Here is a 23,614-nt window from a genome sequence, read left to right on the forward strand (position 1 = left end):
CACGCTAGGCGGCGGTGCGGGGGCGGCAGCGGTACGCTCGGGACTCACGATGGGGAAAATCAGACAGGAACGCCCCGAGGTCCGGGATCTCGCGTACACGCCGACCGTAGGGGCCCCGGCCGGTGTCGAGGTGGAGGAGCTGGCCGACCTTCACGACCGCTCACTGCGGCACGGCAACGACCCGTACGCACCGCTGCGGCCCGTCTTCCACCAGTTGATCGGTGCCCGCGAGCGCCCGCTGCGGGTGGCCGTGGACTTCGTCGAGTACGAGCTGCGCCCGGGGTCCTGGCTGTGGATCCGTCCGGGTCAGGTGCAGCGCTTCGGACCGGATCTGGCGGCGGCGGACGGTGTGATCGTGCTGTTCAAGGCCGGTTTCCTGGCGCCGGCGATCGTCTCGGCGGCGCACATGGATCCGCCGTACGAACAGCGCCCGCTGACCCCGCGCGGCCGGGACGCGGAGTCGGTGCGTCGGGCCGTCGAGCACCTCACGTACGAGTACGGGGCGATGTCCTCGCTCCCGCTGGGCACCCATGCCGAGGTGCTGCGCGCACTGCTTTCGGTGCTGGTGATGCGCCTCGCGGCGGTACGCGATCCGGCGCCGGCCGCGTCACGTGACACCTTCCACCGTTTCCACGCGGCCGTGGAGCGCGACCACGCGGTGACGCGCCGCGTCGAGGACTACGCGGCGGCCCTCGGCTACAGCCCCCGCACCCTGACCCGTGCCGCCCTCGCCGCGACGGGGCGTACCGCGAAGCAGTACGTCGACGACCGGGTCCTCCTGGAGGCGAAGCGGCTGCTGTGGCACAGCGGCCTGTCGGCGAGGGAGGTGGCGGGGCGGCTCGGGTTCGACGATCCCAGTGACTTCACGAAGTTCTTCCGGCTGCGGACCGGGGTGACACCGGGGGCGTTCCGGGCGGGGGCCTGAGCGCGAGGGCCTGACGAAGGTGTCGGGTCAGCGGCGGATTTCCTTGATCTTCAGCATCTTGGTGATGACCTTGTCGAGCTCGCCGTCGTCGAAGACCTTCTTCCAGTCGTCCTTGACGATGGAGTCGCGGCCGTAGTCCATGGCGATCAGGCAGGCGTCGGAGAACGGGTTGTCGCCCTTGAGGGTGTTGGCGAGAGCGACCTGGGTGTGGCCCAGCAGCATGGCGCGGGCCGCCTTCTCCGGGACGCCGACGGTGTGCACGGTCTCGTGCAGCGCCTCGTTGAGCAGGGCACCCACCATGCAGGCGATGGTCTCGACGAGGGTCGGCTCCAGGACGGCGAGCTGCTTGACGGTGACCCAGTGGACGTCGACGACCGGCGCGTACATCACGCGGATGACGGACCCGGCGAGGTCCTGCTTGGCCTGGTCACCGCCCTCGTACGCGGCGACGACCTCCTGCGGGGCCGCGATGCCACCGAAGGTGTCGTCGAGCTCGGCCTGCGTCTTGCGCTGGAGGAAGACGGACGGGTGGCAGGGGTGGGCGCACACGTAGTGCACGTCGGCGCGGGGGTGCAGCAGGCCCGCGTACGCGGCCGCCGGGTCGAGGGTGAGGACGACGGCGCCCGGCTTCAGGAGCGGGACGAGCTGCTCGGAGACCTTGCCGAGGACGATGTCCGGCACGGCGAGGATGAGGACGTCGGCCTGCTGGGCGGCGGTCTCGGAGTCGGTGAGCTCACGGCCGAGCGAGCGGATCAGCTCCTGGCCCTTGGGGGAATTCTCGGAGAAGAGGACGGTGAAGTCGCTCTTGACCAGGTTGTTGGAGACACGCTGGCCCATCTTGCCGGCGGCCCCGATGACGGCAACGGTGGTGTTGTTCTCGGCGGCCATGTTCATTCGCCCTTCAGGAGTGTGCTGATGCTGTGCTTGGTCCACTGGTGTTCGAGCTCGGCGGTGACGTCGAAGCCACCGTCCTGCCACGGGAGCCAGTGCTCCACGATCTGGTTGACCGACGCGGGGTCCGGCGCGTGGGCGCGGACCGCGGCGATCATGTCGGAGTAGTCGAGCAGGCCCGTGCCCAGCGGCGCTCCGGCGTAGGTGAAGCCCACCCAGCCGTCCCTGCGGCTGAACGCGAAGTCCTTGACGTGCACGTTCACGACGTAGGGCGCGGTCAACTCGACGACCTGGGACGGGTGTTCCAGGCGGGCCACGCAGTTGCCCGGGTCGAGGACGATGCCGAGGCGCGGGCTGTCGACGGTGCGGACGACCTCGACGAGGTCGGCGGTGGCGACCTGCTCGTAGGTCTCCAGGCCGAGCGTGACGCCCTGCTCCTCGTAGCGGCCGACGGCCTGCTTCAGGAGGGTGACGGACTCTTCGACGCCGGGCTTGTGATCGGCGGTGTGCAGCATGGAACGTACGAAGGTCACACCGAGCCGCTCCGCGATGCGGAGGTAGCGCTCCAGGTGGTCCGGGGCGATGCCACGTGTGCCGAGTTCGAGGGTGACGCCGAGTTCGGCGGCCGTCGTCCTCAGCTCGGCGAGCCGCGTGTCGTCGTAGGACTCGATGGGTGCGTAGTCGCAGATCTGGAAGACCTGGCCGCCGAGCCGGTGGATGTCCCGGAGCATGTCCAGGGCCGTCATCGGCTCAGGTGCGCGCGACGAGATGCGCCAGAAGTACGCGTAGGTGCTGATGCCGTACGCCATGTCAGGCCACCTCCGTGCGGGAGTCGGCGGGCGCGATCTCGTCGAGGACGCGGCCGACGGCTTCCGGGTCGTGGGCGAAGCGGCCGAGGAAGAGGCCGCCGACGGAGCCGCCGAGGCGGGTGAGCAGGCCGGGGCCCGCGCTGCCGCCGTAGATCACGGTGGAACCGGTGTGCTGGGGGCGGGAGTTCAGCCACTCGCCAAGGGCCGCGCACACCGTGGTGATGTGCTCGGGCGAGGCCGGCTCGGGCGCGCCGATGGCCCACTGCGGCTCGTAGGCGAGGACGACAGGGCCCTGAAGGCCGTAGAGCAGGCGGGCGGCCTCGGCGACGGTGCGGCGCGCTGCCTCCTGCGGCTCCACGGGGTCGAGTTCGCCGACGCACAGGACCGGGGTGAGGCCGTTACGGAGCGCGGCCGCGGTCTTCGCGGCGACGACCGTGTCGCCCTCCCCGTACAGGCGGCGGCGCTCCGCGTGCCCGACCTCGGCGTAGCGGCAGCCGATCTCCTTGAGGAACGGACCCGACACCTCGCCCGTGTAGGCGCCCACGTCCTCCGTGGCGATGTCCTGCGCGCCGACGTCGACGCCGCTGCGCGCGAGGATCCCTGCCACCGGCACGATCGCCGGGAAGGCGGGCAGCACGAACAGGCGGGCGGCGCCGCTGGTGACGGCCGGGTGCTGGTCCGCCAACTGCACGATGCGGCGGGACCAGTTGAGGGTCTGGTGGTGGCCGAAGTACATCTTCAGGCTCACCCCGAGCAGGACGGGGGCGTTCATCAGGCGGCCTCGTAGTCACACATCAGCTGGACCTTCGCGGCGGACGCGGACTGCTCGTCGAAGCGGTAGGTGAGCCACTCCGCGGCGAGACGGCGGGCCAGTTCGATGCCGACGACGCGCTGGCCGAAGGTGAGGACCTGGGCGTTGTTGGAGAGGATCGCGCGCTCGACGGAGAAGGAGTCGTGCGCGGTGACGGCGCGGATGCCCTTGACCTTGTTGGCGGCGATGGCGACGCCGAGGCCGGTACCGCAGATCAGCAGCGCCCGGTCGGCCTCGCCGCGGGCGACGCGCTCGGCGGCCTCGATGGCGATGGTCGGGTAGGCGGTGTGGCCTTCGGCGTCCACTCCCACGTCGGTGACGGACTCGACCAGGTCGCTCGCCTGGAGGTCCCGCTTCAGCGCCTCCTTGTACTGGAATCCGGCGTCGTCGCAGCCGACGACGATCCGCAGCTTCTCACTCATGTCGCGTTTCCTTAAAGGGAGTTACTGGCAGGTGGCGAGCGCGCCGTGCACGGCGCGGACGATCAGGGCGAGGGAGTGGGCGCCCGCGTCGGGGGTGCCGAGGGACTTCTCGGCGTGGGGGCGGGCGCGGCCCATCTTCGGCAGCAGGTCGGCGGTGTCGCGCGCGGAGCGTTCGGCCGCGGTGGCGGCGGTGTCCCACGCAGCGGTCAACTCGGCGCCCGCGTCTACCTGTTGGCCCAGTGTCTCGGCGAAGGGCACGAGGACGTCGACCATGGTCTTGTCGCCGACCTCGGCACCGCCGGTCCTGCGGACGCCGTCGGACGCCTGCTGGACTCCGTGGGCGACGGACGCCGGGGTCGGCCGTTCGGTGTCGCCGAGCGCGTCGCCGAGCGCGCGCAGGACGATGCCCCACAGGGCGCCGGAGGTGCCGCCCGCCTTGTCGGCCCAGGCGTCGCCGGCAGCGGTCAGCAGGGAGCGGGCTCCCGCGCCTGCCTCGCGGGCGCGGTGGGCGGCTTCGTAGGCGCCGGTGGAGCCGCGTTGCATGCCGATGCCGTGGTCGCCGTCGCCGGCGACGGCGTCGATGCGGCCGAGTTCGTCGGCGTGCGTGTCGACGGTCTCCTTGAGGCGGCGCAGCGCGTCGAGCGCGGTCGCCGCGGCCTGCCGGGACTCCTCGCTCGCCGTGTAGGTCTCGGGGGCGTCCTCGGTCTCGTACGACTCCTCGTCCGCGGCGGCCGCCTCGGGGACGGCGCCCTTGCGGTACGCGGGGGTGTCGGCGGGGGCGGTCCACAGGGCTTCGAGGGTGTCGTCGAGCCAGGTGAGGGTGAGGGAGATGCCTGCCATGTCGAAGCTGGTGACGAGTTCGCCGACCTCGGGGTCGACGGCCGTCACACCGGCGTCGTCGAGCAGCTGCGCGACCCTGCGGTAGACGACGAACAGCTCCTCGTACTTCACGGAGCCAAGACCGTTGAGGATCACCGCGGCGCGCTGTCCGTCCGGCGCCCCGATCCCTTCGGGGAGTTCCTTGAGGAGGGTGGCGACGAGCAGTTCCGCGGCCTCGTCCGCGGTGGGGACGTTCTCCTCGCCGATGCCGGGTTCGCCGTGGATGCCGAGGCCGACGGCCATCCGGCCCTCGGGGACCGTGAACAGCGGGTGGTCGGCGCCCGGGAGCGTACAGCCGGAGAAGGCGATGCCGAAGGAGCGGGTGCGGTCGTTGGCGTGGGCGGCGATGCGTGCCACCTCTTCGAGGGTGCTGCCCTGTTCGGCGGCGGCCGAGGCAGCCTTGAAGACGGGCAGGTCGCCGGCGATGCCGCGCCGCTTGTGGGCCTCGTCGGGGCCCGCGCTGGACATGTCGTCGGTGACGGCGAACGTGTGCGTCGGTATGCCCTCGCCGTTCAGCCGCTCGGCGGCCTGACCGAAGTGCAGGACGTCACCCGCGTAGTTCCCGTACATGAGCAGCACACCGCCGCCCGCCTGCGCCGCCTTGGCGACGCCGCGTATCTGCTGGGCGGAGGGCGAGGCGAAGACGTTGCCGACGGCGGCGCCGTGCGCGAGCCCCTGCCCGACGAGGCCGGAGAAGGCCGGGTAGTGGCCGGAGCCGCCGCCGATGACGACGGCCACCTGGCCGGGGGTCTTGGCGGTGGCGCGGACCACGCCGCCGGGGACGGGGCGTACCCAGCGGCGGTGGGCGGCGGCGAAGCCTTCGAGCGCTTCGTCGGCGAAGGCGGCGGGGTCGTTGTGGAGGCGGGTCATCGCTGGTTCTCCGGGAGGGACGAGGTGCTGGTGGGCGCGCGGCGGGCGAGGACGATCATCAGCACGGCGGACAGCAGCATGAAGATGCCGACGAGGTAGAGCGGCACGTAGTAGCCGCCCGTCCAGCCCTTGAGCCAGCCGGTGATGTAGCTGGAGGCGAAGCCCGCGATGTTGCCCGCGGTGTTGATGAGCGCGATGCCCGCCGCGGCGGCCCCTCCGACGAGGAAGCGGGAGGGCAAGGCCCAGAACACCGGCAGTGCGGCGAAGATGGCGCAGGCGGTCACGGTGATGACGGCGACGGTGGCGGCCGGCGAGCCCATGTAGAGGGCCAGCGGGATGGAGACACCGCCGACGATCGCGGGGCCCGCGACGTGCCAGGTGCGGGTGCCGTGCTTGGTGGCGTGCCGGCTCCAGAAGAAGAGGACGATCGCGGCCGGCAGGTACGGGATGGCCGTGATCCACGCCTTGTCCATGACGGTGAACGTGGTGTCGTACTGCTCCTGGAAGCCGTCGATGATGGTCGGCAGGAAGAAGGCGAGCGCGTACAGGCCGTAGACGAAGCCGAAGTAGACGACGGCCAGGGTCCAGACGCGGCCGTTGGTGAACGCGGCCTTCAGGTCGCCCTTGGCGTGCGAGCCCTCGTGGCCCGTCTTCTGGGCGTTCTCGGCAGCCAGCTCCTCGGTGAGCCAGTCCCGCTCCTCGGTGGTGAGCCACTTGGCGTCGGCGGGGCGGTCGATCAGGTAGAACCAGGCGATGACGCCCAGCAGGATCGCCGGGATCGACACGAACAGGAACATCACGCGCCAGCCCTCAAGGCCGAACAGGCCGTGGTGGCCGATCAGCCAGCCCGCGAGCGGGGCGCCGAAGACCGTGGTCAGCGGCTGTGCGAGGTAGAAGAGGCCGAGGACCTTGGTGCGGTGGCGGCTGGGCACCCACTGGCTGAGGAAGAGGATCGCGCCGGGGAAGAACCCGGCCTCCGCCACGCCCAGCAGGAAGCGCAGTGTGTAGAGGCCTCCGCTGCTGTCCACCCAGGTGAAGAGCAGCGAGACGATGCCCCAGGTCACCATGATCCGGGCCAGCCAGCGGCGGGCGCCGAAGCGGTGCAACGCCATGTTGCTGGGGACCTCGAGCACGATGTAACCGACGAAGAAGATCCCGGAGGCGAAGCCGAACTGGGCCGCGGTGAGCGCCAGGTCGTCCCCCATTCCGTTCGGTTCCGCGAACGACACCGCGGTGCGGTCCAGATAGTTCACGAAGAACATCAGGGCCACGAAGGGGACCAACCGGATCGAGATCTTCTTGATGGCCGACTTCTCGACGGCCGACCTCGTCGCCTTCACGGGCGGCGCGGCAGTGGCGGGCATGGCGACTCCTCGGCTCGCCGGACAGCTCTGTCCGGACTTGGGTCACGCTCGGCACGAGGGGTGGGGGCGCTGCGGCAGCTCACTGTCCGCACCGGTCGGGCCGATCTGCGTTTCACGCTAGACCCGATCCGCAAATTGGTCACCAATTTACCAATGTGGCGAGTGTCGCACTTGTTGCCCATGGCTGAACCCTTGACAAAGCGGGCACAGGAGAGCCTCGCGCGCGGCCGTGGGACGGCTCGGACGACCCGTCTGGTCTACTGGTGACCGTGACCAACCAGCCCTCCGACGCCGCCGCGCGCGAGACCGACCTCGCCCAACTCCTGCGCCCCGTCGTACGCGAGTCCTCCGTCAGCGAGGTCGCCAAGCGCCTGCTCGACCACCTCTCCGCGGGGAACATCAAGCCCGGTACCCGGCTGCCCGCCGAGCGTCAGCTCGCGGAGGCCCTCGGGGTCGCGCGCTCCAGCGTGCGCGGCGCCCTGTCCGCGCTCGACGTGCTCGGCATCATCGAGATCAGGCCGGGCTCCGGCTCGTACGTGCGCGAGGGCACATCGGAGTTCCTGCCGCGCGCCATCAACTGGGGTCTGATGCTCGGCCAGCGCCGCACCCGGGACCTGGTCGAGGTGCGCACCTACATGGAGGGTGTCTCGGCGCGGCTCGCCGCGGAGCGCGCGGGCGACGAGGACGTGGCGCGCCTGCAGGAGCACCTGCGGCACATGCGGGAGGCGGGCAGCGACGTGAAGGCGTTCATCGACGCCGACATCGCCTTCCACCTGGAGTGCGCGAGCATCGCCCAGAACACCGTCCTGAGCGACATCCTGCACAGCATCCGCGCGCTGCTCCAGGTGTGGATGGAGCGGGTCAGCGACATCGAGGGCACCGTCAGCGGCACCCTGTGCGAACACGACGCCGTCCTCAAGGCGATCCGCGACCGGGACCCCGAGGGCGCGGACCGGGCCATGGCCGAGCACATGCGGATGGCGAGTGCCCGGCTGCGGGAGTCGGTGGGGGACGAGCCTCAACAGGGCTGAGACCGGGGTGATACCGGGGTGAGACCGTGGTGAGTCACGCCTGGTGAGGCGTCGCCAACTTCCGCAACGCGGGCAGCAGTTGATCGCCCACGCGGACCGTCTCCTCCCGGTAGGGGGTGTCGGACAGGACGAAGTGGGAGATGCCTAGCCTGCGGTAGTCGTGCAGCGCCGCCGCGACCTCGCCGGCCGAGCCGACCAGCCAGGTCGTGCCCGCTCCCCCGCCGCCGAACCGGCCCGGCGTGGTGTACAGGCACCGGTCCAGCACCTCGCCGCGCTCGGCCAGGTCAAGCAGCCTGCGCTGGCCGACGGCCGTGCGACGGTCGCCCGGCCAGGTGGTGTCACCGGCGCTCCCGGCCATCTTCGCGACCTTGCGCTCGGCCGCCTCCCATGCCTCCTCGCTGGTGTCCCGGACGACCGTGGTGATCCGCAGACCGAACTCCAGCGGGGCGTGGACGCGGCCCTCCGACTCGCTCAACTTCCGTAGCCGGTCGATGCGTTCGGCGATACCGTCGAGCGGTTCGCCCCAGAACAGCTGGACGTCGGCCTCGGCCGCGGCGACCCGCTCCGCGGCCTCCGAGGCGCCGCCGAAGTACAGCCGCGGATGCGCGCGGCCCGGCGCCTCGTACGGGCGGGGCGAGACCGTGGAGTGACGCACGTGGAAGTGCTCGCCCTCGAAGGTGACATCCTCCTGCGTCCACAACCGCCGCACCAGGTGCAGAAACTCCCGGGTGCGCGCGTACCGCGCGGCGGGGTCGACGTTCGTGTCACCGTACGCGGCCGGGCTGTCCAGGCCGCTGACGATGTTGACGAGCACCCGCCCCTGGCTGAGCTGGTCCAAAGTGGCCGCCGCGCTCGCGAAGTTGGCCGGCCTCCAGTAGCCGGGCCGGATCGCGATCAGCGGTTTGAACGTGGTGGTCCGCGCGGCGAGCGCCGTCGCCACGGTGAAGGTGTCGGGCCGCCCCCATCCGGTGCCCAGCAGGGCGCCGCCCCAGCCGTGCTCCTCGGCGGTGCGGGCGAGTCGCGTGGAGAACTCGATCGAGCCCCAGCCCGCCCTGGTGTCGTCGCCGCGGTGTCCCGGCTCGACGGTGTTGGGGATGTACCACAGGAATTCCTCGCCCACCGTCACAGCACTGCCTCCGGTTCCGCGCCCGCGGCTTCTACGCCGAGCTGCCGCAGGAGCCGCTCGCGCAGGGCGGCGGCCTCGGGGTCGTCGCGCCGCCGGGACAGCGGGAGGCGCACGGGGAGGTCGAGGGCGATCCGGCCCTCCTCCAGGAGGACCACCCGGTCGGCGAGGGCGATGGCCTCGTCGACGTCATGGGTGACCAGAAGCACGGCGGGCCGGTGCCGCTCGCACAGCTGCCGCAGCAGTCCGTGCATCCGGATCCGGGTCAGGGCGTCGAGCGCGCCGAACGGTTCGTCGGCGAGCAGGAGTTGGGGTTCGCGCACGAGGGAGCGGGCGAGCGAGACGCGCTGCTGCTCGCCGCCGGACAGCTCGACCGGCCACGCCCGCTCGCGGCCTTCGAGGCCGACCTCGGCGAGGGCGGTGCGCCCACACTCCACCGCGTCAGGGCCGTCGAGCCCGAGGGTCACGTTGTCGAGCAGCCGTCTCCAGGGCAGCAGTCGGGCGTCCTGGAACACCACGGACAGGTTGTCGGGCGCGGTCAGCTCGCCGCCGCCCGGCACCTCGTGGTCCAGCCGGGCCAGGGCCCGCAGCAGCGTGCTCTTCCCGGACCCGCTGCGGCCGAGAAGGGCGACGAACTCCCCTTCGGCGATGGACAGTTGCAGCCCGTTCAGTACGTCACGCCCGCCGAGGGTGCGGACGAGTCCGTCGATGCGTACGGTGGCGGCCAGCGCCGCTCCGTCGTGCCGCACGGGGTTCAGCCTGCCAAGGTGCGTCGCCATGTCAGCGCCTTCCTCTCCACGAGCCGTACCAGGGCGTCGGAGACGAGGCCGAGCACTCCGTACACGACGAGCCCGACGAGGATCACATCGGTCTGTCCGTACGTCCGTGCCAGCTCCATCATGTAGCCGATGCCGCTGGTGGCGTTGACCTGCTCGACGACGACGAGGGCGAGCCATGCCCCGGTCACCGCGAACCGCAGTCCGAGCAGGAAGCCCGGGAGTGCGCCCGGCAGCACGACGTGGCGTACGAACCGGGCACGCCCCAGGCGTACCGTCTCGGCGAGTTCGACATAGCGACTGTCGATGCCGCGCAGCCCGTTGTGGGTGTGGAGGTAGATCGGCACGAACACACCGAGCGCGATGGTGACGACCTTCATCGGCTCGCCGATGCCGAACCACAGGATCAGCAGCGGAATCAGGGCGAGCGACGGAATCGACCGCTTGATCTGCACGGGCCCGTCGACGAGCCCCTCACCGATCCGGCTCAGCCCCGACACGAGCGCGAGCACGAGCCCGGCCAGCACGCCGAACACCAGGCCCAGCAGGGCGCGTTGGGCGGAGATGGCGAGGTTCGACTGGAGCCTCCCGTCGGCGATGAGGTCACCCGCGGTACTGGCGATGACCCACGGAGCGGGCAGGTTGCGCGGGTCGATCAGGCCGGCGCCCGAGCCCGCCGCCCACACGGCGAGCAACAGGAGCGGGCCGAGCGCCCAGCCGTAGGGGACGGGCCGCCCGGGAGCGAGCCGCTTGCGGGCGCGGGTGCGAGGTGCGTGCGCCGGGCGGCCTTCCTCCCCTGCCGAGGCCCCCTCGACCCTCTTCTCAACAGCCGTTGTACTCATGCCTGTTCACCCCCTTCGCCGGCCACCGCGTCCGCGGCGACCCGCTCGTAGCGACGGTCGAAGAGGATGCCCGCGTCGAAGCGCTCGTGCTTCTGTTCCTTCGCGAGCAGATCGATGGTCTGCTGCTGCCGCTTGATGGCCCCGCTCCAGCTGGCGGGGAAGACTGGATGGCCCGCGTGCGCGACGAGGTACTCGCCGTCCTCACGGCTGAGGCCCTGGTCCTTGATGTAGTAGCCGTCGATCCACTCCTTGGGGTGCGCGTCGATCCAGACCTCGGCGCGTGCCCAGAAGGCGATGAGTTCCTTGATGGCAGCGGACTTCTGCGGGTCGGCGACGGCGTCGGTCAGCGCCCACAGGTGTCCGGGATCGTCCCGCAGCCCGTGCCGGATGGTGGTGGCTCCGTCCCGGCCGTACTTCGTGAGATAGCGCTTGATGTTGACACCGGCGATGGGCGCGGCGTCGACCTGGTGGTTGCCGAGGGCCGTCGGAAACACATCACCGGTGCTGGCCAGCTCGACGAGCTTCACGTCCTGCTTACCGAGCCCGGCCTTCTTCAGGATGCGCAGCACGAGAGCGCCCTGCGCCTGACCAGGGCTGTAGGCGATCTTCTTGCCGCGCAGGTCGGACAGCTTCTTGATGCCCGCGCCAGGCGCGATGCCCAGCTCGTAGATCGGGTCGGCGATCGGGTCCTTGCGGAACTCGGCGCCGACGAGCTTGGTGTCGAGCCCGGTCCAGTGGGCGTTGATGGACGGGATCTCGGCGGCGGAGCAGATGTCGAGGGCGTCGGCGCGGAAGGCCTCGGAGCACTGCGGGCCGCCGCTGATGTTGGCCCACTTCACCTTGAAGGGCAGCTTGTCGATCTGCCCGGACAGTTCGAGGGCGACCTTCAGGGTCGGGGCACCGACGGTGAGCGTGGTGTCGGCGGACACCTTGGCGGGGATCTTCTTCGACGCGACGCTCTGGCTGCCGCTCGTCGAGGCCGAGTTGTTGGCGCAGGAGGTGAGCAGCAGGGCGGCGGCGAGCGAACCGACGACGGCGGTGCTCCGGAATCTGGACATGGGTATGCGGAGACGGGGCTTCATTCGAGCCTTCACAGGGAGGAGGGGCAGCGTCGAACGGGCGGCGTGCCTCAGCTACACACGGCCGTGGCGACGCGCATCAGATCGATGGCTCGGCGCTTGTGATACCGCTGGTCGTCGGACATGCCGCCGAAGCTAGCCAGGGCGTCGCGGGCGGGTCAAGGGCGTGGGAGGCCCGCGGCAGGACTGCAATGTCCCCTTCATGAAGGGGACATATGTGTGTTGCGAGGCACCGGTCGCCCGGACGGGTGAAGACCGCGCCGCTCCGGCAACCGTGCCCGCAGGCGGCACCGTCTTCCCCAGTGGCCGCCCTTGACCCGGGCGGCTCGACCACAACGTTCGTCGCCCCAGCAGGGGGCACGACATGGGGAGTTGTATGAAGAAGAAGCTCGCTTCGGTCCTGGGCGCGGTGGCGCTCGCCGCGGGCGCCGTCGTCACCCTCGCACCCACGGCCTCGGCCGCGGACGGCTGCTGGCAGGACGGCAACCGACACTGGTGTCACAACGTCGCCGGCGCCCCGGTGTACGGCACCATCGGCAACAACCACATCTACCCGGACCCCGGCACGGTGGTCGGGTACATGAACTCCAACCCCAGCTGGTTCTACTGCAAGATGGACGGCCAGGACTGGGTCGGCGGCCCGCACCCGACGCGCTGGCTGATGACGGTGGCGGACAACGGCCGGCTCGGCTTCATGAAGGACACCGACATCTACAGCGAGACCGACCCGGTCCGCGACTGCTGATCCCGGTGCCGGGGGTCCCTGCCCCTGGTACCGCGCTACTGCCGCGGGACGGGCCCCGTGCTCCCCCGCGGCACCAGCTCCACCGGCAGGACGACATGGCGTTCCAGGTTCGCCTCGGGTTCCTGGACCACGGAGCGGGCCAACTCGGCTGCTGTGACACCGAGTTGGCGGGCAGGCTGGGCCATCGTGGACAGGTCCCAGGCCGCCGCCATCGCATGGTCGTCGAACCCGAGGACGGACATCCGCTGCGGCACCGGCACGTTCGCTCCGCGCAGCACGGTCAGCAGCCGGAAGGCGATGTCGTCGGTCTCGGCGAAGATCGCCGTGGGTGGCTCGGTGAGGGACAGCAGGCGCCCGACCGCCGCGTCCAGGCTCGGCCCCTGCCACTGCGCGACCTGCCGGACCAGGTCCTCGTCGTGCTCGGCACCGGCCTCCGCCAGCGCGGCCCGGTATCCCTCCAGGCGGGCGCGGCTGCTCCAGGCGAAGCCCGAGTCGTCGGCGGGCTCGATGTAGGCGATGCGGCGATGGCCGAGGTTGAGCAGGTGCCTGGTACCACGCAGGGCGGCCTCCGCGTCGTCCACGTACACGCTGGCCCGGCCCTTCTCGTGCTGGCTGACGAAGACCAGAGGCATGCCGAGGCCGTCCAGGCGCTCCCGCTCCTCGGGGGAGAGCGCGAAGCTGACGACGAGCAGCGCGTCCGCGTTGCGGCGGGCGGGCAGGCGGTCGAAGAACTGGGCGCGTTGTTCGGCGGTGGTGACGCTGTAGACGAGCAGGTCGAGGCCCGCCGCGTTCAGTTCGGGTGCGAGGCCGGCCAGTACGGCGCCCAGGAACCAGGACTCCATGTTCGGCACGAGCACGGCGATCCTGCCGGTGCGCCCGGTGACGAGGCTGGAGGCGCTGCGCGATATCGCGAACGACAGCTCGCGGGCGGCCTGTTCGACGCGTTCGCGGGTCTGTGGTGACACCGTCGACAGGCCGCGCAGTGTGCGCGAGACGGTCGAGGGAGACACTCCGGCCCTCTGTGCGACATCCGCCAGCGTGGCGCCCCGTTCACCAGTCATGAGCGGGACGCTAACACAGCGTTCCCGTTCCGCTGAGCCCGGTTATGCCATCGCTGTCATTTGACGGATTGCCCGCACTGTCTTGGCCAGGACCATTGACAGTGAATCTTGGTGCTCCCTACCGTGCTAGCGCTGTCATTCGGCGGCGTGAAAGGGGAGGAGCATGCCATGACCCTGCACCGCAGAACCGTGCTGGCCGGCGTCGGGAGCGTCGCCGCGGCCGGACTGGTGTCCGGATGCGGAGGGAGGGACCTCGACGACCTGGTCGCGCGGGCGGCGACGGCACCCAAGAAGTCGGCCACGCTGACCTGGTGGGTCTCCGAGATCCCCTCGCGCCGCGGCGCCGTCGTCGCCGACCTGATCATCCGGGCCTTCGAGCGACGGCACCCCCACGTCCGGATCTCGAAGATCAACGCGCTGTCGACGTCGGACGGCAACCGCAGTGCCCTCGCCACCCAGCTCGCCGGCGGCTCCCCCAAGCCCGATGTCTACCTCGGTGACACGACCTGGCCCACCCAGTTCGGCCATGCCGCGCTCGCCCTGCCGGTGAACAAGCTGCTGCCCGATGGTTTCTGGGATGCCTACCCGGAGGCGCTGCGGCGCAGTTCCACGTACCGGGGCGCGGCGTACGCGGTGCCGTTCTTCCTCGACAGCACGTACCTCTTCTACCGCAAGGACCTGCTGGCGAAGCACGGTCTGCGGGTCCCCCGGAGCTGGGAGGAGCTGTTGCACACGTCGCGCACGGTGCAGCGGGCAGGGGACACGGAGGCCGGGTTCCTGTGGCAGGCCGCCGTGACCGAGTCACTGACGGCGAACGTCACCGAGTTCCTCGCCGACGCGGGCGGCACCGTCCTCGACGGGCGGGGCAGGGCCGCACTGAGCGGGGCGGCGGCGGAGCGGGCGTTCTCGCTGATGGCGGAGTTCACCAGGAGCGGGGTCACGCCCCGGACGGTGACGACCTATGAGGAGTCTGACTCCCAGGACGCGTTCGTCAACGGGCGGGGCCTGTTCCTGCGCAACTGGTCCTACGCGTGGGTCAACGCGGCCACCCCGAACGTCTCGCGCGTCGCGGGCAAGGTGGGTGTCGTGCCCCGTCCGGGCTTCGAGGGCATCGGCCGCGGTGGTGTCTCCTGCGCGGGCGGCTGGAGCAATTTCGTCAATCCGAGTTCCGGGCAGCTGGGCGCGGCCATGGAGTTCGCCCGGTTCTGCGCCGGTGAGGAGGTGCAGCGGCTGCTCGCCCGGGAGGCCGGTGTCGTGCCTGCCATGACCTCCGTACTGCACGGGCGGGAGGCACGCGAGGCCGACGACCCGACCGTGCTGCGCGCCGCCGATCTGCACCTCGTCGCCCGGCCCGTGCAGACCCCGCACTACCCGCAGGTCAGCAAGGCGCTCTACACACCGGCCAACGCGGTCGTCGGTGGCGAGCTCTCCCCCGCGGCCGGGGTCCGTGCCGCGCAAGACGGCCTCCGTACGGCTCTGGAAGGGAAAGCGCTGTGAGTACCGCGCTGAAGTCGAAGACACCGACACCGGCGAAGGGCGGCGACAGGAGTCCCGCACCCCCGGGTCGGAAGCCCGCGTCCACCGGCTCCGGCGCTCGCCGACGCACCCGCACCGGGTGGCTCTTCGCCTCCCCCGCCCTCCTGGTCGTCACGGTGGTGACGGTCTTCCCCGTGGTCTTCTCGCTGGCCCTGTCCTTCTCCGAAGTGCGCCTCGACTACGGCGGGTTGCGCCTGGGCTCCCCCACACTCGCGCACTACGAGGCGCTGCTGAGCAATCCCGAGTGGTACCAGGCGTTGGCGTTCACCCTGGGGTTCACGGTCGTCTCCGTGCTGCTCGAACTGGTCCTCGGCACGCTCGCGGCGCTGGTCCTGGAGCGGCTCGGCGCGGCCCGCGGCTGGCTCATCGCCGTGCTTCTGCTGCCGTGGGCACTGATCAACGTCGTCGCCGCCCAGCTGTGGTCGTATCTCTTCAACGGGACGTTCGGGGCGGTGAGTTGGCTGTGCGAGCAGGTGCTGGGCGGCCAGCCGGACATCCTGGGGCGGCCGGTTCCCGCGATGGCCGCGATGGTCGTCGTCGACGTGTGGAAGACGACGCCGTTCGTGGCGATCGTCGTGCTCGCGGGGCTGATGCTGATCCCGGGGGAGGTGTACGAGGCCGCCGAGATCGACGGGGCCGGGGCGTGGACGACGTTCTGGCGGGTCACTCTGCCGCAACTGAAGCCGATCGTGGCCATCGCGGTGCTCTTCCGCATCTTGCAGGCCTTCGGCATCTTCGACCTGCCGTTCGTACTGACCCAGGGCGGTCCCGGCACGGCCACCCAGTCGGTGGCGATGCTCGGCTACCGGATCCTCTTCCAGGATCTCGACTTCGGCGGGGGCGCGGCCGTCGCGGTCTCCACCGCGGCCATCGTCATGGCCTGCTGCGTGCTGTTCCTGCGCGTCTTTCGCGCCCAGACCGATGAGGAGGTCCGAGGATGAGCCGTCACACCGCGCGCTCCGGTGTCCGCCGGTACGTCAATGTCGTCAACGCCGGGGGTCTCCTGATCGCCGTCTGTGCCACGCTGCCGCTGCTGTGGATGGCGTCCGCCTCGTTCAAGGGGCCCGCCGAGATCAGCGCGACGCCGCCGACCCTGCTGCCCGAGTCACCGACGCTCGACAACTACACGACGGCGTTCGTGCGCAACGGGATCGGCCAGTACTTCCTCAACAGCGTCATCGTCGCCTGTGTGTCGACGACGCTGATCCTGTCCATGGCGTTCTTCGCCGGCTACGCGCTCGCCCGGTTCGGACTGCGCGGCCGGGGTGCCATCATGACGGCGCTGCTGATGCTGTCGGTGTTCCCGCCGATCGCGCTGCTCGTCCCGCTGTTCCTGATGGAACGTCAGGCCGGGCTGCTCAACAGCTATCCCGGCCTGGTCATCCCGTACGTGGCGCTGAACCTGCCGTTCGCCGTGTGGATCATGCGCAACTACCTCAGCAAGATCCCGGCCGAGCTGGAGGAGGCGGCGACCGTCGACGGCGCGGGGCCCTGGCGCACCGCGCTGACGGTGATCCTGCCGCTGGCCCGGCCAGGGCTGTTCACCGCCGGGGTGTTCTCCTTCACCGCCACCTGGTCCGAGTTCCTGCTGGCGCTCACCTTCAACGGCGTCGACGACCGGCGCACCGTCTCCGTGGGCATCGCCCTGTTCACCAGCCAGTACCAGGTCCCGTACGGAGTGATCTTCGCCGGGGCGATGGTGGCCACGGTGCCGATCGCCCTGCTGGTCCTGATCTTCCGCCGCTCGGTCGTCTCCGGGATGACCACGGGCGCGGTCAAGGGCTGACCCGCACCACCCAGCCATCCGCCCGGCCCACCCGTGGCGCCGGGACCGCTCAACCCCGAAAGGCCCTCACATGCCTCAGCGTCCCCACCCCGTCGGCACCGGTACCGACGCCGACTGGTGGCGGCAGGCCGTCGTCTACCAGGTCTATCCGCGCAGCTTCGCCGACGCCGACGGTGACGGGATCGGTGACATCCGCGGTGTCACCTCCCGCCTGCCCCACCTCGCGGAACTCGGCGTGGACGCCGTCTGGCTCAGCCCCTTCTACCCGTCGGAGCTGGCCGACGGCGGGTACGACGTCGCCGACTACCGCGATGTGGACCCCCGGCTCGGCACGCTCGACGACTTCGACGCGATGGTCGCCGAGGCCGAACGGCTCCGTCTGAAGATCGTGGTCGACATCGTCCCGAACCACTCCTCGCATCAGCATGTCTGGTTCCAGGAGGCGCTGGCCGCCGGCCCCGGTTCGGCCGCCCGCGAGCGCTACGTGTTCCGCGAGGGCCGCGGCGAGCACGGCGAACTCCCGCCCACCGACTGGCTCTCCAGCTTCGGCGGCCCGGCGTGGACACGGGTCCCCGACGGCCAGTGGTACCTGCACCTGTACGCGCCGGAGCAGCCCGACTTCAACTGGGAGAATCCCGAGGTGCGCGAGGACTTCCACACCACGCTGCGGTTCTGGTCGGACCGGGGCGTCGCGGGCTTCCGCGTCGATGTCGCGCACGGCCTCGCCAAGGACCTCGCCGAGCCGCTGCGCGACCTCGGCGAGGCACTCGGCTACCAGCCGGACGAGCTGCCCGACGACGGCAGCCACCCGCTGTGGGACCGGGACGCCGTGCATGACATCTACCGCGGCTGGCGGCGGGTGTTCGACGAGTACGAGCCGCCGCGCTTCGCCGTCGCCGAGGCCTGGGTCCGCTCCTCACGGCGCGCCCCGTACGCCTCCGCGGACGAACTCGGCCAGGCGTTCAACTTCGACTTCCTCAACACACCTCTCGACGCCGGCGCGATGCGGGACACCATCGACTCCGCGCTGGCCCACGCCCGCGACGCCGGTGCCACCAGCACCTGGGTGCTGTCCAACCACGACGTGGTACGTCACCCCTCGCGCTACGCCCTGCCCACCGGCTCCACCAAGTCCGACGCGGAGGCCTGGCTCATGACGGGTGGCCAGAAGCCGTCACCCGACTGGGAGTTGGGCCTGCGCAAGGCCCGCGCCGCGACGCTGCTGATGCTGGCGCTGCCGGGATCCGCGTACGTCTACCAGGGCGAGGAGCTGGGCCTGCCGGAGGTCGCCGACCTGCGCACCGAGGACCTTCAGGACCCGATCTGGGTACGCAGCGGTGGCCGGGTCAAGGGCCGTGACGGCTGCCGGGTGCCGCTGCCGTGGACCCGGGAAGGGGCGAGCCACGGCTTCGGCTCCGGCGGTTCCTGGCTGCCGCAGCCCGCCGGCTGGGGCTCGTACGCCGCCGATGTGCAGGCCGGTGACCAGGACTCCGTCCTGGAGCTGTACCGCGCGGCGCTGCACCTGCGGCGTGACCTGGTCACGGACGAGGCACTGGAATGGGTCGACGCGGCCACCGGATCGGTGCACTTCACCCGTAGCGGCGGCTGGCACGTTCTCAGCAACCTCTCGGAGGAGGCCGTCCCGCTGCCGCAGGGCGCCGTGCTGCTCGCGTCGGGCCCGCTGGCGGAGGGGCGGTTGCCCGCCTGGACCACGGTATGGATCCGTCAGTAGGCCCGCCCTACCGCTCGTCGGCCGGGAGCCCCTCACGCCATCGCTCGGGCTCGATCCGGCCCGCGTACAAGGGGAGTTCGAGGGGAGACTGGCCGGCGGCGAACGGGTCCCACACCCGGGTCAGGCCCGCCGTGCCATGCGTGCGCACCCGGCGGGCCTCGCCCAGGTCGAGGACGTCCGTGACGACCTGGTCCGTGGCGGACTCGGCCTCGGCGCGCACCCGGCCCTCGGGGTCGACGACGAGGCTGCGGCCGATCCCGTCGGGCTGCGCCGCGTTGACGCTGGCCATGGCGACCTGGTTCACGATCGCGTTGGCCCGGGCCAGGACGAGTTCCTGGGTGCGGTCGACGGTCGGTGTGCGCACGAGGTTGAGGACCAGGTCGGCGCCCTGCCAGGCCAGGTGCCGGGTGACCTCGGGGAACCAGGCGTCGTAGCAGATGGACAGGCCCACGCGCCCGTACCCGGCCATGTCGAAGACGATGAACTCCGTGCCGGAGGCCGTCGTCTCGTAGGGGCGCCAGGGGAAGATCTTCCGGTACGCGGCGACGCGCTCGCCCTCGGGGGAGTACACGGGCGCCGTGTTGTAGATCAGGCCGTCGCCGCCGCGCTCGTAGACACTGCCGGGCACGAGCCACACACCCGTCTCGCGCGCGAGATCCGCGAGGCGGGCGCCGCGGGGGCCGTCCAGTGGCTCGGCGGCCGCTGTCATGACCGTCGCGGGGTCCTCGTCCGGGCGGTGGCCGCACAGGTGCAGCTCCGGATAGGCCAGCAGCCGGGCGCCGGGGTGGGCGCGGGTGACGCGGCGTACGTCCGCCGCGAACGCGTCCAGGCCGTCGTCCGCGGCGTGATGGTGCGCGGCCGACTGGACGAGACAGATCGACAGAGGGCTGGTCATCGGCGGGAGGAACCTTCCGGGGACGTGTGGTGTGTGGCGTCCCCACGAGCCAATCAGCCCACTCCCCCTCGGACAACCCCCCTGTTTCCTGCGGCAGGCACAGGGCTAGCCTGTGGCCGCATGACCCTCAACCAGCTGAGGGCCTTCGTCGAAGCGGAGCGGCTCGGGTCGTTCACCGCGGCGGCGCGGGCCATGGACATCGCCCAGGCATCCGCCTCCGAACTGGTGCGCCGACTGGAGGCGGAGCTCGACGCCGAGCTGTTCGTGCGCGGCAGCCGCACCCTCGCGCTGACCTCGGCGGGACAGGAGCTGCTGCCCTACGCCCAGCAGTCCGTGGACGCCGCCGACAGTGGCACCCGGGCCGTGCACTCCCTCGGTTCGCTCGGCGGCGGCACCGCCACCTTCGGGGTCCTGCGCAACGCGGACTACTACCTGCTGTCCAACCTGGTGCAGCTGTTCCACGCCCGCTATCCGTCGGTGCGGGTGCGGCTCGTGGGGCAGAACTCCGCCGAGACCGCGGCGGCCGTGGCGGCCGGACGCATCGAGGCCGGCCTGGTGGTGCTCCCCATCGACGACGAGGAACTCCAGGTGACACCACTGCTGCGGGACGAGGTGTACTACGTCAGCGCGAGCGCGGAACGCACCCGTACGCCGGTCACCATCGAGGACTTCGCGCGGGCGCCCCTCGTCCTGTACGACGCCCACTACGGCTGGCAGGACCCGACGCGACGGCAGCTCGCCGAACGCGCCCAGTTCACGGGCGTCCGAGTCGACCCGCTGATCGAGCTCGAACACGTCGAAGCCGCCCTGAAGTTGGTGACCACCGGGGTCGGCGACACGATCGCCAGCCGCGCCGTGGTCGACAGTCCGGCGTTCCCCGCGGGGCTGCACACGGCGACCTTCGCCGACCCCCTCTACGACACCATCGCGCTGGTGCGCCGCCGGGGGCACCCGCTGTCCCGCGCCACCCGAGAACTGGCCCGCATCGCCGAGGACACCCTGCGCGAGATCCGCGTCGCACGCGGCCTGTGAGAGAGGGGTCTTGGTGTCACACAGGGAAACCCTGTGGACGGGACAGGACTCGCCCCTCTAGTCCTGTGGCAGAAGCCCGTCTAGCGTCCTCGCCATGCAGATCACGCACGACGAAGCCCAGGCCCTCCCTCCCCTCAAGTGGCTCAAGAAGCCGTCCGTCGACGGACCGCCCGCCCAGCGCGACCCGAAGGTGGTCGAGCGCGTCTCCGAGATGCTCAAGGAGATCGAGCACAACGGCATGGACGCGGTGCGCGCCTACGCCCAGGAGCTGGACGGATTCTCCGGCCAACTGGAGGTCTCCGCCAACGAGTTGAAGAAGTCGGGGGACGCCCTGCCCGCCGACGTCCGCACCGCACTGGAGATGGGCTACGAGCGCACCCACCGGTTCGCCGCCGCGCAGCGCGAGCACCTGACGGACTTCGAGATCGAGGTCGCCCCGGGTGTCATGGGCGGCCAGCGGTACGTGCCGGTCTCCCGCGTCGGCGCCTACCTTCCGGCCGGCCGGTTCCCGCTGCTCGCCAGCGCGTTCATGACGGTCAACGTCGCCAAGACGGCCGGTGTGCCCACCGTGGTGGCGTGCACGCCGCCCTCGGGCGAGCACGGCGCCCACCCCGCGGTGCTGTACGGCGCGTACCTGTCCCGCGCCGACCGGGTGTTCGCCCTCGGCGGCGTGCAGGCGCTCGGTGCGATGGCCTTCGGCCTGCTGGGCGAGGCGCCGGTGGACATGCTGGTCGGCGCGGGCAACGCGTTCGTCACCGAGGCCAAGCGGCAGCTGTTCGGCCAGGTCGGCATCGACCTGCTCGCAGGTCCCTCCGAGGTCGCGGTCATCGCCGACGACACCGCCGACCCGGTGTGGGTGGCGGCCGACCTGCTGGGCCAGGCCGAGCACGGGCCCAACTCCCCCGCCGCGCTGATCACCACGTCCGAGCGGACGGGGCAGGCCGTCGTCGCGGAGATGGAGCGCCAGCTCGCCTCCCTCGCCACCCGTGACATCGCAGGTCCGGCCTGGCGGGACTTCGGCTCCGTCATCGTGGTCGAGGACCGGGACGCCGCCGTGGCCGTCGCGGATGTCATCGCCCCCGAGCACCTCGAAGTGCACACCGAGGACGACGACTTCTACCTGCAGAACCTCTCCAACTACGGCTCGCTGTTCATCGGGCCGTGGTCCACCGTCGCGTACTCCGACAAGGGCATCGCCGGCACCAACCACGTGCTGCCGACGGGCAAGACCGCCCGGTACAACGCCGGCCTGTCGGTCTCCCGGTTCCTCAAGCCGCTGACGTACCAGCGGGCATCGAAGGAGGGCACGGCGGCGCTCGCCCCGGCCGTCGAGCGGATCTCCGCCTTCGAGGGCCTCGCGGCCCACGGCGCGACCGCGACGCTGCGCATCGACGCGATCGGCCGCACCTCGGGCGCGTTCGACGAGGTGCCGGCCGCGCTGCGCGAGCAGCTCTGACCGCTCATCGCACCGCCGGGCCGGGGACAGCGCGCCGTCATCGGCGCCCGTCCCCGGCCCCCCCTCTTCCGGACCCTGCGTACCACTCAGGCGCGGCGTCGCTCCCACCTCGTCCGCGAGCCAAGGATCCTCATATGCAACCCCCTCCTCCTGAGCCGTCGTCCCCCGCCGCGGGCGCGACACTCACCCAGGGCCTGAAGGGCCGCCAGATCACGATGATCTCCATCGGCGGGGTGATCGGCGCCGGTCTCTTCGTCGGCTCGTCGGCCGCCGTGGCCACCGCGGGGCCTGCCGTGATCGTGTCGTTCCTGCTGGCGGCCGCGCTGGTGGTGCTCGTCATGCAGATGCTCGGCGAGATGGCCGTCGCCAACCCGGACACGGGCTCCTTCTCCACGTACGCGGACCGGGCGCTGGGCCGCTGGGCCGGGTTCTCGATCGGGTACCTGTACTGGTGGTTCTACATCCTGGTCATCCCCATCGAGGCCATCGCCGCCGGGGAGGTCATCGCGGGGCTCACCTCGATCCCGAGCTGGATACCGGCTCTCGCGGTGATCCTCCTGCTGACCGGCAGCAATCTGCTGGCGGTGCGCAACTACGGCGAGTTCGAGTACTGGTTCTCACTGATCAAGGTCGTCGCGATCGTGGCGTTCCTGGTCCTCGGGGCGCTCGCGGTGCTCGGGGTGTTGCCCGGGTCCGACACCCATGGTGTCTCGAATCTGTGGAGCCATGGCGGCTTCGCCCCGCAAGGTGTCACGGCGATCCTGGCCGGGCTGCTCACCGCGATGTTCAGCTTCCAGGGCAGCGAGATCGTCACCATCGCGGCGGCGGAGTCCGAGGAGCCCCGCAAGAACATCAAGAAGGCGATCCGCGCGGTGGTGTGGCGTCTGGGCCTCTTCTACATCGGCTCGATCCTCGTCGTGGTGTGTCTCGTGCCGTGGAACGCCGACGATCTCGGGGCGGGGTCCTATCAGGCGGTCCTGGACCGGATGAACATCCCGGGCGCGGCCCGGATCATGGACGTGGTGCTGGTGGTCGCCGTGTGCAGCTGCCTCAACTCCGCCGTCTACACGGCCTCACGGATGCTGTTCTCGCTGGCCGGGCGTGGTGACGCCCCGGCCGCCTTCGCCCGCACGTCCCCGCACGGTGTGCCCCGCAACGCGGTGCTCGCGTCGACGGTCGTGGGCATCGCCGCGGTGATCGCCAACTATCTGCTGCCGGACGTGTTCTCGTACCTCATCGCCTCCAGCGGGGCGATCGCGCTGATGATGTACATGGTCATCGCGCTGACGCAGTACGCCGTGCGCCGCAAGGGCGAGCGGCCGACCGATGTACGTATGTGGTGCTTCCCCTATCTGACGCTGGCCACCATCGCGTTCATCGCCGGGGTGCTGGTCCTGATGGCCGTACTGCCGGGCCACCGCCTGGAGTTGTGGCTCTCGCTCGGGCTCGCCGCGGTGCTGGCCACCGTGGGGGTGGTGCGGCAGCGACGCCTTGGGGCGGTGCCCGCGGCCGCCGCCGAGCCGGTCCGCGCGGCCTCCGGGTCGTGAGG

At 71.0% G+C, this 23,614-nt stretch carries 22 protein-coding genes; 10 read left to right on the forward strand and 12 right to left on the reverse strand.

Going from position 1 to position 23,614, the window contains the following annotated elements; translation table 11 throughout:
- Window positions 1–49 precede the first annotated feature (49 nt).
- The gene (locus tag ACFYWS_RS03505; RefSeq protein ID WP_389269028.1) at window positions 50–925 is read left to right on the forward strand and encodes a helix-turn-helix transcriptional regulator; all 876 of its coding nucleotides are present in this window, start codon (window positions 50–52) and stop codon (window positions 923–925) included.
- Between the two features lie 27 nt (window positions 926–952).
- Here the strand turns inward: ACFYWS_RS03505 and ACFYWS_RS03510 are convergent, their stop codons facing one another.
- Genes ACFYWS_RS03510 through ACFYWS_RS03535 form a run of 6 tightly spaced genes read right to left on the reverse strand, consistent with a single transcriptional unit; the run spans window position 953 to window position 6,971 of the window.
- Window positions 953–1,819, reverse strand: coding sequence for a phosphogluconate dehydrogenase C-terminal domain-containing protein (locus tag ACFYWS_RS03510; RefSeq protein ID WP_389269030.1), 867 nt, complete (start codon window positions 1,817–1,819; stop codon window positions 953–955).
- Window positions 1,816–2,625 carry a sugar phosphate isomerase/epimerase family protein gene (locus ACFYWS_RS03515; protein ID WP_389269032.1) on the reverse strand — a complete coding sequence of 270 codons (810 nt, stop codon included), beginning with the start codon at window positions 2,623–2,625 and terminating at the stop codon, window positions 1,816–1,818. The genes ACFYWS_RS03510 and ACFYWS_RS03515 overlap by 4 nt, the downstream gene beginning before the upstream one ends.
- 1 nt (window position 2,626) lies before the next feature.
- Window positions 2,627–3,397: a triose-phosphate isomerase gene (locus ACFYWS_RS03520; RefSeq protein WP_389269034.1), complete on the reverse strand. Its 771-nt coding sequence runs from the start codon at window positions 3,395–3,397 to the stop codon at window positions 2,627–2,629.
- A complete protein-coding gene (locus ACFYWS_RS03525; protein ID WP_389269036.1) occupies window positions 3,397–3,858 on the reverse strand; it encodes a ribose-5-phosphate isomerase in 462 nt (153 codons plus the stop codon). Before ACFYWS_RS03525 ends, ACFYWS_RS03520 begins: the two co-directional genes overlap by 1 nt.
- Window positions 3,859–3,879: 21 nt before the next feature.
- Window positions 3,880–5,607: a dihydroxyacetone kinase family protein gene (locus tag ACFYWS_RS03530; RefSeq protein WP_389269038.1), complete on the reverse strand. Its 1,728-nt coding sequence runs from the start codon at window positions 5,605–5,607 to the stop codon at window positions 3,880–3,882.
- Window positions 5,604–6,971 carry an MFS transporter gene (locus ACFYWS_RS03535; RefSeq protein WP_389269040.1) on the reverse strand — a complete coding sequence of 456 codons (1,368 nt, stop codon included), beginning with the start codon at window positions 6,969–6,971 and terminating at the stop codon, window positions 5,604–5,606. Before ACFYWS_RS03535 ends, ACFYWS_RS03530 begins: the two co-directional genes overlap by 4 nt.
- A gap of 263 nt (window positions 6,972–7,234) precedes the next feature.
- On the opposite strand from ACFYWS_RS03535, the gene ACFYWS_RS03540 reads away from it, so the two are divergent.
- On the forward strand, window positions 7,235–8,002 hold the full coding sequence (locus ACFYWS_RS03540; protein ID WP_389269042.1) for a FadR/GntR family transcriptional regulator: 768 nt from the start codon (window positions 7,235–7,237) through the stop codon (window positions 8,000–8,002).
- 34 nt (window positions 8,003–8,036) lie between these two features.
- Here ACFYWS_RS03540 and ACFYWS_RS03545 read toward each other — a convergent pair whose 3' ends face one another.
- From ACFYWS_RS03545 to ACFYWS_RS03560, 4 genes are read right to left on the reverse strand one after another with little or no spacing between them, the layout of a single operon-like run.
- Window positions 8,037–9,128 (reverse strand): LLM class flavin-dependent oxidoreductase, encoded by a 1,092-nt coding sequence (locus ACFYWS_RS03545; protein ID WP_389269044.1) that lies wholly within the window; start codon window positions 9,126–9,128, stop codon window positions 8,037–8,039.
- Window positions 9,125–9,904, reverse strand: a complete 780-nt coding sequence (locus ACFYWS_RS03550) for an ABC transporter ATP-binding protein (RefSeq protein ID WP_389269046.1) — start codon at window positions 9,902–9,904, stop codon at window positions 9,125–9,127. The genes ACFYWS_RS03545 and ACFYWS_RS03550 overlap by 4 nt, the downstream gene beginning before the upstream one ends.
- The gene (locus tag ACFYWS_RS03555; RefSeq protein WP_389269048.1) at window positions 9,880–10,743 is read right to left on the reverse strand and encodes an ABC transporter permease; all 864 of its coding nucleotides are present in this window, start codon (window positions 10,741–10,743) and stop codon (window positions 9,880–9,882) included. The genes ACFYWS_RS03550 and ACFYWS_RS03555 overlap by 25 nt, the downstream gene beginning before the upstream one ends.
- Window positions 10,740–11,801, reverse strand: a complete 1,062-nt coding sequence (locus ACFYWS_RS03560; RefSeq protein WP_389269050.1) for an ABC transporter substrate-binding protein — start codon at window positions 11,799–11,801, stop codon at window positions 10,740–10,742. Before ACFYWS_RS03560 ends, ACFYWS_RS03555 begins: the two co-directional genes overlap by 4 nt.
- A 397-nt stretch (window positions 11,802–12,198) precedes the next feature.
- Here ACFYWS_RS03560 and ACFYWS_RS03565 point away from each other — a divergent pair, with 397 nt between their 5' ends.
- The gene (locus ACFYWS_RS03565) at window positions 12,199–12,567 is read left to right on the forward strand and encodes a hypothetical protein (RefSeq protein ID WP_389269052.1); all 369 of its coding nucleotides are present in this window, start codon (window positions 12,199–12,201) and stop codon (window positions 12,565–12,567) included.
- A gap of 35 nt (window positions 12,568–12,602) precedes the next feature.
- Here ACFYWS_RS03565 and ACFYWS_RS03570 read toward each other — a convergent pair whose 3' ends face one another.
- Window positions 12,603–13,628 carry a LacI family DNA-binding transcriptional regulator gene (locus ACFYWS_RS03570; protein ID WP_389269054.1) on the reverse strand — a complete coding sequence of 342 codons (1,026 nt, stop codon included), beginning with the start codon at window positions 13,626–13,628 and terminating at the stop codon, window positions 12,603–12,605.
- A 168-nt stretch (window positions 13,629–13,796) separates the two neighbouring features.
- On the opposite strand from ACFYWS_RS03570, the gene ACFYWS_RS03575 reads away from it, so the two are divergent.
- The 4 genes from ACFYWS_RS03575 to ACFYWS_RS03590 all read left to right on the forward strand — a co-directional run bounded on the left by ACFYWS_RS03575 (window position 13,797) and on the right by ACFYWS_RS03590 (window position 18,682).
- Window positions 13,797–15,125 carry an extracellular solute-binding protein gene (locus ACFYWS_RS03575; RefSeq protein ID WP_389269056.1) on the forward strand — a complete coding sequence of 443 codons (1,329 nt, stop codon included), beginning with the start codon at window positions 13,797–13,799 and terminating at the stop codon, window positions 15,123–15,125.
- On the forward strand, window positions 15,122–16,105 hold the full coding sequence (locus ACFYWS_RS03580; protein ID WP_389269058.1) for a carbohydrate ABC transporter permease: 984 nt from the start codon (window positions 15,122–15,124) through the stop codon (window positions 16,103–16,105). Before ACFYWS_RS03575 ends, ACFYWS_RS03580 begins: the two co-directional genes overlap by 4 nt.
- Window positions 16,102–16,950 carry a carbohydrate ABC transporter permease gene (locus tag ACFYWS_RS03585; RefSeq protein WP_389269060.1) on the forward strand — a complete coding sequence of 283 codons (849 nt, stop codon included), beginning with the start codon at window positions 16,102–16,104 and terminating at the stop codon, window positions 16,948–16,950. The genes ACFYWS_RS03580 and ACFYWS_RS03585 overlap by 4 nt, the downstream gene beginning before the upstream one ends.
- A 70-nt stretch (window positions 16,951–17,020) precedes the next feature.
- Window positions 17,021–18,682: a glycoside hydrolase family 13 protein gene (locus ACFYWS_RS03590; protein WP_389269062.1), complete on the forward strand. Its 1,662-nt coding sequence runs from the start codon at window positions 17,021–17,023 to the stop codon at window positions 18,680–18,682.
- A 7-nt stretch (window positions 18,683–18,689) separates the two neighbouring features.
- On the opposite strand, the gene ACFYWS_RS03595 is transcribed toward ACFYWS_RS03590, so the two are convergent.
- The gene (locus tag ACFYWS_RS03595; protein ID WP_389269064.1) at window positions 18,690–19,577 is read right to left on the reverse strand and encodes a carbon-nitrogen hydrolase family protein; all 888 of its coding nucleotides are present in this window, start codon (window positions 19,575–19,577) and stop codon (window positions 18,690–18,692) included.
- Between the two features lie 120 nt (window positions 19,578–19,697).
- Between ACFYWS_RS03595 and ACFYWS_RS03600 the strand changes: the two genes are divergently transcribed.
- The 3 genes from ACFYWS_RS03600 (at window position 19,698) to ACFYWS_RS03610 (ending at window position 23,612) form a co-directional block, all read left to right on the forward strand.
- The gene (locus tag ACFYWS_RS03600; RefSeq protein WP_389269066.1) at window positions 19,698–20,609 is read left to right on the forward strand and encodes a LysR family transcriptional regulator; all 912 of its coding nucleotides are present in this window, start codon (window positions 19,698–19,700) and stop codon (window positions 20,607–20,609) included.
- A gap of 94 nt (window positions 20,610–20,703) precedes the next feature.
- Window positions 20,704–22,065 carry a histidinol dehydrogenase gene (gene hisD, locus ACFYWS_RS03605; protein ID WP_389269068.1) on the forward strand — a complete coding sequence of 454 codons (1,362 nt, stop codon included), beginning with the start codon at window positions 20,704–20,706 and terminating at the stop codon, window positions 22,063–22,065.
- A gap of 134 nt (window positions 22,066–22,199) precedes the next feature.
- Entirely contained in the window at window positions 22,200–23,612 is a 1,413-nt protein-coding gene (locus ACFYWS_RS03610) for an amino acid permease (protein WP_389269070.1), read from the forward strand.
- Window positions 23,613–23,614: the final 2 nt, after the last annotated feature.

The organism is Streptomyces sp. NPDC002795, from assembly GCF_042888725.1.
Classification (GTDB): domain Bacteria; phylum Actinomycetota; class Actinomycetes; order Streptomycetales; family Streptomycetaceae; genus Streptomyces.

Coding starts and splice junctions, on each gene's coding strand:
- hisD (WP_389269068.1), top strand. CDS start 20,704: ATGCAGATCACGCACGACGAAGCCCAGGCCCTCCCTCCCCTCAAGTGG.
- ACFYWS_RS03505 (WP_389269028.1), top strand. CDS start 50: ATGGGGAAAATCAGACAGGAACGCCCCGAGGTCCGGGATCTCGCGTAC.
- ACFYWS_RS03555 (WP_389269048.1), bottom strand. CDS start 10,743: ATGAGTACAACGGCTGTTGAGAAGAGGGTCGAGGGGGCCTCGGCAGGG.
- ACFYWS_RS03600 (WP_389269066.1), top strand. CDS start 19,698: ATGACCCTCAACCAGCTGAGGGCCTTCGTCGAAGCGGAGCGGCTCGGG.
- ACFYWS_RS03595 (WP_389269064.1), bottom strand. CDS start 19,577: ATGACCAGCCCTCTGTCGATCTGTCTCGTCCAGTCGGCCGCGCACCAT.
- ACFYWS_RS03515 (WP_389269032.1), bottom strand. CDS start 2,625: ATGGCGTACGGCATCAGCACCTACGCGTACTTCTGGCGCATCTCGTCG.
- ACFYWS_RS03570 (WP_389269054.1), bottom strand. CDS start 13,628: ATGACTGGTGAACGGGGCGCCACGCTGGCGGATGTCGCACAGAGGGCC.
- ACFYWS_RS03520 (WP_389269034.1), bottom strand. CDS start 3,397: ATGAACGCCCCCGTCCTGCTCGGGGTGAGCCTGAAGATGTACTTCGGC.
- ACFYWS_RS03510 (WP_389269030.1), bottom strand. CDS start 1,819: ATGAACATGGCCGCCGAGAACAACACCACCGTTGCCGTCATCGGGGCC.
- ACFYWS_RS03530 (WP_389269038.1), bottom strand. CDS start 5,607: ATGACCCGCCTCCACAACGACCCCGCCGCCTTCGCCGACGAAGCGCTC.
- ACFYWS_RS03590 (WP_389269062.1), top strand. CDS start 17,021: ATGCCTCAGCGTCCCCACCCCGTCGGCACCGGTACCGACGCCGACTGG.
- ACFYWS_RS03535 (WP_389269040.1), bottom strand. CDS start 6,971: ATGCCCGCCACTGCCGCGCCGCCCGTGAAGGCGACGAGGTCGGCCGTC.
- ACFYWS_RS03610 (WP_389269070.1), top strand. CDS start 22,200: ATGCAACCCCCTCCTCCTGAGCCGTCGTCCCCCGCCGCGGGCGCGACA.
- ACFYWS_RS03585 (WP_389269060.1), top strand. CDS start 16,102: ATGAGCCGTCACACCGCGCGCTCCGGTGTCCGCCGGTACGTCAATGTC.
- ACFYWS_RS03575 (WP_389269056.1), top strand. CDS start 13,797: ATGACCCTGCACCGCAGAACCGTGCTGGCCGGCGTCGGGAGCGTCGCC.
- ACFYWS_RS03525 (WP_389269036.1), bottom strand. CDS start 3,858: ATGAGTGAGAAGCTGCGGATCGTCGTCGGCTGCGACGACGCCGGATTC.
- ACFYWS_RS03560 (WP_389269050.1), bottom strand. CDS start 11,801: ATGTCCAGATTCCGGAGCACCGCCGTCGTCGGTTCGCTCGCCGCCGCC.
- ACFYWS_RS03565 (WP_389269052.1), top strand. CDS start 12,199: ATGAAGAAGAAGCTCGCTTCGGTCCTGGGCGCGGTGGCGCTCGCCGCG.
- ACFYWS_RS03550 (WP_389269046.1), bottom strand. CDS start 9,904: ATGGCGACGCACCTTGGCAGGCTGAACCCCGTGCGGCACGACGGAGCG.